Here is a 5,720-nt window from a genome sequence, read left to right as displayed (position 1 = left end):
TCAGAGTTCTGCATATCCTGCCAGGAGTTGGTCATGGCGCCGCGTCCAAATGAAGGTGACAAACTAGCCACCGTGGGCGCGTGTCAGATACGGGCCTGGTGTTCGTGAAACGGTGTCCCGATCAGGCGGGCAAGTTTTGAAAGCAGGTAGCTTTCTTCATTGTCGACCTCGGCCGAACCTATCATACAAATGCCTTCCACCCGATTCACGGTAACGGTTTCTTTCTCTCCGGTTTTGGCATTCGTAATCTCCTCGGTGCTCGTCCAGGTCTTATCTCTGACTTCCTTTATTTTCTTGGCAATGCGATCGTAAGCTTCTTCCCAGGAAATATCGACAAATTTGTCAGATCCCGGAGCACGATACAGCGGATTTTTCGGACGTTCCGGAGAATAGGCCACCTGCGCCAGGCTGGCCGCCTTGGGGCAAAGAGTACCTTCATTGATGGGATTGTCCGGGTTCCCATCGAGGTGGACCAGTTTTCCGTCCTTAATATGCAGGAGAAGTCCGCATCCACCTGAACAGAAGTGACAGATGCTGGGTATCTTTGTGCATCCTGCCAGCTTCAGTGCGTGCCCCTGTGCGGCAGTTGCTTCCAGGTCAAACCCCAAGCCAGAAGCAACCACGGCAACGGAGAGACCTGAAAGCTTCAGGAAACCACGACGAGTAAATTTCATAACCATTCTCTACCTCCCTTAAAACTACTACTACCAGCAGATACTCTTTTTGCCAGAGTACCTGATTGCATTTATGTACAAATCTGGTTGATGGCGGGGTATGAACCCCTGGGTGCTTTTGCGTATTATGATCAAAGTGCATTTAATCCGTTTTACGTCCGCCAGACCTTCTGCCTTTCCTGGTCTTTGCTTCCAACTCCTTATTTCTGGTTTACCGAAGGTCATTCCCTCCTCTCATGTTTATGTGTTTTATAAATCCATTAGTTTGTATAATTTAGCAGCGAAATGATGGGATAAGCAAAAATGCCTCCAGCAACGGCCAGGGGCATAAAAAATATATTTTTGGATTTTATGCCCAATATAGCCCAGCAAGTACTACCTGCTCTCAACCAGGCTTTTCAGGCTCCTTTCCAAAAATACGGGGAGGCATAATCGTTTCCGACCATACCCATAGGCCTAGAAACCATGGCTTTGCTTTAGGTCTAAAGGCTTGGAGCTATACAATTGTCTTAACCTACGCCAACCAAACACATATTAATATAACGTCTGCTATATACTTCTAACTATCTCAAACACAATATAACATAATGCATTTATTTTGTCACTAAAAAAATTAAACATATTTATTTCATATTAAGCCTAACAAATTACTATAATGGATGTATAATAAATAAAGTAAATATACTGAGGGTTTATAGAACAAAAAAGGAAATGCGCGATATGAGGTAGGTTATTTATGAGTAGACTACAGTTGGTTAATGATAAGATATTAGAAGCTGTTAGTTTGGATAAAGCTGTTGATATAAGCTGCGAAAGCATTCAAGCCCTGGACACCGAGTACCTGCACATCGATGATGCCTATATGCGGGTGGCCGCGGACAATATAGCAAGCTTTATTGATATCCCCAATTTTGACCGTTCGGCAATGGATGGCTATACGATTGGCAAAACTGATCTCAAAAGACTGCAAACCGGACGATCGTTGCGTTTGAGAGTAGCTTCTATTATCGGAGCTGGTTCCATGGAAAACAGACCAACCAGGCCCGGGGAAACCTGTAGAATTATGACCGGGGCTTTGCTGCCAGAAGGCAGCGTTGCCGTTATCAAACAAGAGGACGTTGAGATAATAAATGAAAACTATATAATTGTCAGCGTCAGGCCGCGGCGGGGTGAAAATATACGAAGAGCCGGCCATGAATTGAGGGCTGGAGATAGAGTTGCAGCCAAAGGGCAGGTTTTAAAAGCGGAAATCCTGGAAAGAATAGCCGCCTGTGGCATAGAAAGGGTGCCAGTATACAAAGTGCCTCGTGTATATATTATAGACACGGGAAATGAGTTGCTTTTACCCGGGTCCCCCATCAAAACAGGATGCATATATTGCAGCAATCGGAGCCTATTAGCATGCAAAATAACCAGCAGCAGAGCTTTACCATCGCTGTCACCTTCCGTAATTAATGATGACCTGCACACCATTATAACTGCAATAAAAAAGGCGGCACGGGTCTCTGATATGATAATAATCAGCGGGGGAACCGGCAACGGCCTTTTCGACTTGGTTCGCAACGCTTTCGAGTATTTGAATGCCCAGCTTCTTTTCAAGGGTATTAACATCTTTCCCGGCAAAAATACTTCAGCCGCCCTTCTCGATGGCAAACTTATTTTCAATCTGTCCGGCAGCCCCTCGGCAGCCGGGATATTGTTTGAAGCTCTGGTAAAACCGGCCCTGCTTAAGTTAAAAGGAGAGTTATTGTATAAAGGGGATTGGTTTAATATAGAGCTGGCCAGCACCATTGATCATTTAAAGTCGGGTCGCAGCCTGCACCGAGGAGAAATGATTATTGAACAGGGACATGCCTACGCCCTGTCGGTAAATCGAAAAGATATTAATACGGGAAATATTCCTTTACTGTTAGATGTACAGAAAAGGTCAGGAGAAGAACCAGTCATGGTTAAAGCTAAACTAATCGTAGATTAAGACACAAGCATCAGCACTCCTTACCCCTCACTCCTCACTTTTCTCATTAATCATTTTATTGCCCGAACTTATAGCAAAAGATTATGTACCGGGGCTTTATGGCCCCCGGTACATATTAAACATAATCTGGGATTATAGAACATTAATTGAACTTGGCTGTATAATCGTTTCTAAAATGCTTTAAGGTTGTTAGCACTGGAGCCGGAGCCGCCTGTCCCAAACCGCACAAGCAGGCTTTGGACATAACGGTTCCCAGTCTCTCCATAAAGTCTAGATCGCCGGCAACTGCTCCGCCGTTTTTCACCCGGTGCAGCATTTCATGCATGCGCTGAGTTCCCTCCCGGCAGGGGGTGCACTTGCCGCACGATTCATGAGCAAAGAACTTGCTTATGCGATCAATTACATCGACTATATCCCGGGTCTCATCCATTACGAAGAAGGCTCCTGACCCCAGGGTAGCGCCAATGGCTGACATGGAATCGAAGTCGATCGGGGTATCGAGCAGTGATTCGGGTATGAATCCGCCAGATGTTCCTCCTATTTGCACCGCCTTGAACTTTTTGCCACCGGCAATTCCTCCGCCAAAATCGTTCAATACCTGGCGGATGGTGGTGTTAGTAGGCACTTCAATAACAGTGCGGTTGACAATATCTCCCGTCAAGGTCATGACTTTGGTTCCTGGATAGCCCGCCGCGCCAATGCCTTTGTACCAATCCGCGCCCTTGTCAACAATGGCGGGAATATTGGCAAAGGTTTCTACATTGTTGACAATAGTGGGCTTGCCCCACAAGCCGATAACCGGTGGAAATGGGGGCTTGAAGCGGGGTTCACCCCGGTGCCCTTCTATAGACTCAATAAGTGCGCTTTCTTCGCCACACACATAGGCCCCGGCTCCCATGCGCACTTCGATATTGAAGTCGCCCAGGAGGCCCTTTTCACTGGCCTGGGCTATGGCTTTATTGAGGATTTCCACAACGTAGGGATACTCGCCCCGGCAGTAGATATAGCCCTTATTGGCTCCTATTGCATACCCGCAAATAGCCATCCCTTCCAGGACGCTCTGCGGGTCATTCTCCATGATAATCCGGTCTTTATAAGTTCCCGGCTCACCCTCATCGGCATTGCAAATAACGTATTTCTGATCGGCCTTTACGCCGTAGGAAAAACCCCATTTCATACCAGTGTTAAATCCGGCGCCGCCACGGCCCCGTAATCCTGACTTCTTAACCTCTTCAATCAGATCTGGCTGGCTCATGCTCTTAGCTTTGGCTAAGGCTTGATATCCGCCCACCTGGGTGTAACTATCGATGTTCAACGGATCAACTTTGCCGTAATTGCGCAGTACTATGCGCATTTCCTCGGCCATTTTTTACCCTCCCTTCTTTACTTGTACTCTGCGAGGATAGCAGCAACCTTATCAGCTGTTACATCCCCATACGGTTGACTGTTGATTGTTATAACCGGTGTGGCCTGGCACTGCCCTACACACTCGGCAAATTCCAGAGTGAATTTGCCATCAGGGGTGGTTTCCCCCATTTTGATACCCAGTTCCTTTTCCAGAGCAGCCACAACCTTATCAGCACCCGCGATATGGCAGGGTGCGCTTTCACAAATACGAATGACATTTTTGCCCCGGGGGCCAACCTGCAAATAGGAATAAAAAGTAGCAACTCCGTAGGCCTTGGCCTTGGGCATATCAAACACTTGAGCCGCATAAACCACCGCGTCCTCAGGGATGTAGCTGTATTCTTTTTGCACTGCATGATATGCTTCGATAATACCGCCGGGAACTTCTTTATAGGCGCTGATAATTTCTCTGTAATCTGCCATTGCTTATTCACCTCCAACCTTATTGGGTTTGGACTAGATTCTATTTACATACAAATATTAACGTCTTTTTGCGGATGATTTTGGCAAAACCATCTCGAACGCGGCCGCTGTTTAACTGGCCTCCTATACCTTTTCGAGCTTTACAGCACACACTTTATATTCACCGGTTCCAGTAATCGGATCCAGGTGATGGCTGGTTAGGGCATTGGTCGGGGTAGCATTATAATGGAAAGACATCCATATCACCCCTGGCAACACTCTATCGGTTACTTTGATTTGAGTTATCGCTTCCCCACGACGGGAGGTGACTTTAACCTGGCCGCCAGTTACCACGCCCAATTTATCAGCATCAACCGGGTTGAGTTCCGACATCTCCTTGTTCCAAATGCTGCTGATGCCTTTGGAATACGGAGTGGTTACATTATAATGCTGCAGTATTCTGCCGGTGGAGAGTAGGAACGGGTATTCGGCATCGGGTATTTCACCTGGCGGTATATGCTCGGAAGGCTGGAACAGACCGAGACCGCGGGTAAATTTGCCAACATGCAGAACCGGGGTACCAGGATGGTCTAAGCTGGGGCAGGGCCACTGCAGGCTGTTCTCCTGGTCTATTCTCTCAAAATTGATGCCCGCCATGGAGGGCGACAGGGAAGCCATCTCATCCCATATCTCCTTGGGGCTGTTATAATTCAAGGGATAGCCCATAGCAACAAACATCTGACAGATAGTCTGCCAGTTGGCCTGACCGGGGATAGGTTCAATTGCCTTGCGAACCCTTTGGACGCGCCGCTCGGTATTGGTGAAGGTACCATCACACTCGGCAAAACTGGCCGCCGGCAGAATTACATCCGCATAAGCGGCAGTCTCAGTAAGGAACAGTTCATGAACCACCAGGAATTCCAGTTTTTCTAAAGCACCTCTGATGTGATTGGCATCCGGATCGGTCAAAACCGGATTTTCGCCCAGAATATACATGGCTTTCACTTTGCCTTCATGAGCCGCTTCAAACATTTCCGGAATCTTGAGACCTACTTTGGGTGACAGGCTCGCTTCCCAGGCCTTTTCATGTTTTTCCCGTACTGCATCCACACCTACGGCCTGGTAGCCTGAATACACATTGGGCAGTGCGCCCATATCGCAGGCGCCCTGAACGTTGTTCTGGCCGCGCTGCGGGCAGACTCCAGTTCCCGGGCGACCCAGGTGTCCGGTCAGCATAGCCAGGTTGGCACAGCTCATAACAT

General features: G+C 47.8%; 5 protein-coding genes and 1 riboswitch. Of the genes, 1 reads left to right on the top strand and 4 read right to left on the bottom strand.

Translation table 11 applies throughout. The features are described 5' to 3' along the window. Window positions 1-674, bottom strand: a 674-nt coding sequence (locus tag PHP87_RS10340; RefSeq protein WP_299921062.1) for a molybdopterin-dependent oxidoreductase, incomplete at its 3' end; no start/stop codon positions are given. A 387-nt stretch (window positions 675-1,061) separates the two neighbouring features. Beyond that, window positions 1,062-1,182: riboswitch (molybdenum cofactor riboswitch) on the bottom strand. A gap of 228 nt (window positions 1,183-1,410) precedes the next feature. Here PHP87_RS10340 and PHP87_RS10335 point away from each other — a divergent pair. Then, window positions 1,411-2,649, top strand: coding sequence for a molybdopterin molybdotransferase MoeA (locus tag PHP87_RS10335; protein WP_299921060.1), 1,239 nt, complete (start codon window positions 1,411-1,413; stop codon window positions 2,647-2,649). Between the two features lie 142 nt (window positions 2,650-2,791). Here PHP87_RS10335 and nuoF read toward each other — a convergent pair whose 3' ends face one another. The 3 genes from nuoF to PHP87_RS10320 all read right to left on the bottom strand — a co-directional run. Then, window positions 2,792-4,015, bottom strand: coding sequence for an NADH-quinone oxidoreductase subunit NuoF (gene nuoF / locus PHP87_RS10330; RefSeq protein WP_299921058.1), 1,224 nt, complete (start codon window positions 4,013-4,015; stop codon window positions 2,792-2,794). 17 nt (window positions 4,016-4,032) lie between these two features. Continuing rightward, on the bottom strand, window positions 4,033-4,479 hold the full coding sequence (gene nuoE, locus PHP87_RS10325; RefSeq protein WP_061213992.1) for an NADH-quinone oxidoreductase subunit NuoE: 447 nt from the start codon (window positions 4,477-4,479) through the stop codon (window positions 4,033-4,035). 123 nt (window positions 4,480-4,602) lie between these two features. Beyond that, window positions 4,603-5,720 (bottom strand): molybdopterin-dependent oxidoreductase (locus tag PHP87_RS10320; RefSeq protein ID WP_299921055.1); only part of this gene is annotated, 1,118 nt, incomplete at its 5' end.

Origin of the sequence: Syntrophomonas sp., from assembly GCF_028707975.1 — a bacterium.
GTDB lineage: Bacteria > Bacillota > Syntrophomonadia > Syntrophomonadales > Syntrophomonadaceae > Syntrophomonas.
This window is presented reverse-complemented; position numbering and strand designations above follow the sequence as displayed.